Source organism: Psychrobacter phenylpyruvicus DSM 7000 = NBRC 102152, from assembly GCF_000685805.1.
GTDB lineage: Bacteria > Pseudomonadota > Gammaproteobacteria > Pseudomonadales > Moraxellaceae > Psychrobacter > Psychrobacter phenylpyruvicus.
Window position 1 is genome coordinate 1 of the sequence record NZ_JMKP01000086.1, and the last position, 1,662, is coordinate 1,662.

Below are 1,662 nucleotides of genomic sequence, written 5' to 3' on the forward strand. Positions count from 1 at the left end.
CCCCCTGTGTCAGGATAGTTGTCACCCCTAACAATCAAGTAAAAGGGGGTAACAAGGAACAAAGATGTCCAGATACAGTGAAGAGAGAAAACAAGCTATATTAAGCAAGCTATCGCCGCCACATAACTTAAGTGTATCAGAAGTTGCAAGAAGTGAAGGCATAGGTGTACAAACCCTATATAATTGGCGTAATCAAGCTAGAGAACAAGGACAGCCCATGCCCGGCAATAAAAACACTCCCGATAACTGGTCAAATGAAGCAAAACTTGCCACCATCATAGAGGCCAGCGGCTTATCAGAGACCGAGCTTAGCGAATACTGCCGTAGTAAAGGCCTATATGTCGAACAAATCAAAGCATGGCGAGCCGGAGCCTTATCAGGATTCAATCAAAGCCAAAAGCAGAGCTTAGCAAGCAGACGACAACAACAAGCTGACCGTAAAAAGATTAAAAAACTAGAGCGTGAACTTAATCGCAAAGAGAAAGCTTTAGCCGAAACAGCTGCTTTACTGGTACTGAGAAAAAAGCTGGATGCGCTCTGGGAGACACAAAGCGAGGACGACTAACCTCACTGCCACAGCGCAAGCAATACATTACATGGATTCAAGAAGCTAATATTTCAGGGGCAAGGCTAAAGCAAGCATGTAACGAGGTCGGCATTAGTCTACGTACCTACAGGCGTTGGTATAAACAAGGTCAAATAGTTCATGACAAGCGTGCTGAAGCTGTGCGTCCTATGCCCAGAAATAAGCTGACTGATAATGAGACAGCAACTATTATTGCCGTCTGTAACGAACCCCGCTTTGCAAGCCTACCACCGACACAGATCGTACCCACTTTGCTCGACGAAGGTATCTATCATGCCTCAGAATCCACCTTTTACCGTGTACTTAAAGCCCATAATCAGCTAAACCACAGAGGACGTAGCCTAGCTCCTAAAGTCAGTAGTAAACCGGAATCATTTACCGCTACAGGGCCATGCCAAGTGTTCTGCTGGGACATCACATACCTGCCAAGTCCTGTACGCGGTCAGTTCTATTATCTTTATATGATTGAGGATGTGTATAGCCGTAAGATTGTGGGATGGGAAGTGTACGATCATGAGTCAGGTGAGCTTGCAGCACAGCTTCTACAGCGTACGTTAATTAAAGAGAAGTGTTTGCATTCAGGCTTAGTTCTACATTCTGATAATGGGGCACCGATGAAGGCGCAAACGATGCGAATGAAAGCTTATGAGCTTGGGGTGGTGACCTCTTATAGTAGACCTCGGGTAAGTAATGACAATCCATTTGCTGAGTCGCTGTTTAAAACGTGCAAGTACCGCCCGGATTGGCCCACAGATGGGTTTAATAGTCTTGATGAAGCGAGAGCTTGGGTGCTTAGGTTTGCTCATTGGTATAACATGGAGCATAAGCACAGTCAGCTTAGATTTGTGACCCCTAATGAGCGCCATATGGGGGAGGATAAAGTCATTCTAGCAAATCGTAAGCAGACGATAGAGAGTGCGAAAGCATTAAATCCTGCGCGCTGGGGTGGCCGAGAGGTGAGAGATTGTACACCTGTACCCCCAACGACTTTAAATCCAGTAAAAGAGCCAAAATCGATTGATAAGATGAGAGTCGCCTAATTCATTAAATGGTGACAACTATGTTGACAAACACCG

1 protein-coding gene is annotated in these 1,662 nt (G+C 45.5%); it reads left to right on the forward strand.

Annotated elements, in window-relative coordinates:
• Positions 1-64: 64 nt before the first annotated feature.
• A protein-coding gene (locus tag G561_RS0113475) for an IS3 family transposase (protein WP_373277702.1) occupies positions 65-1,626 on the forward strand; the annotation gives its coding sequence in 2 pieces (ribosomal slippage) (positions 65-533 and positions 533-1,626; 1,563 coding nt in all).
• Positions 1,627-1,662 lie beyond the last annotated feature (36 nt).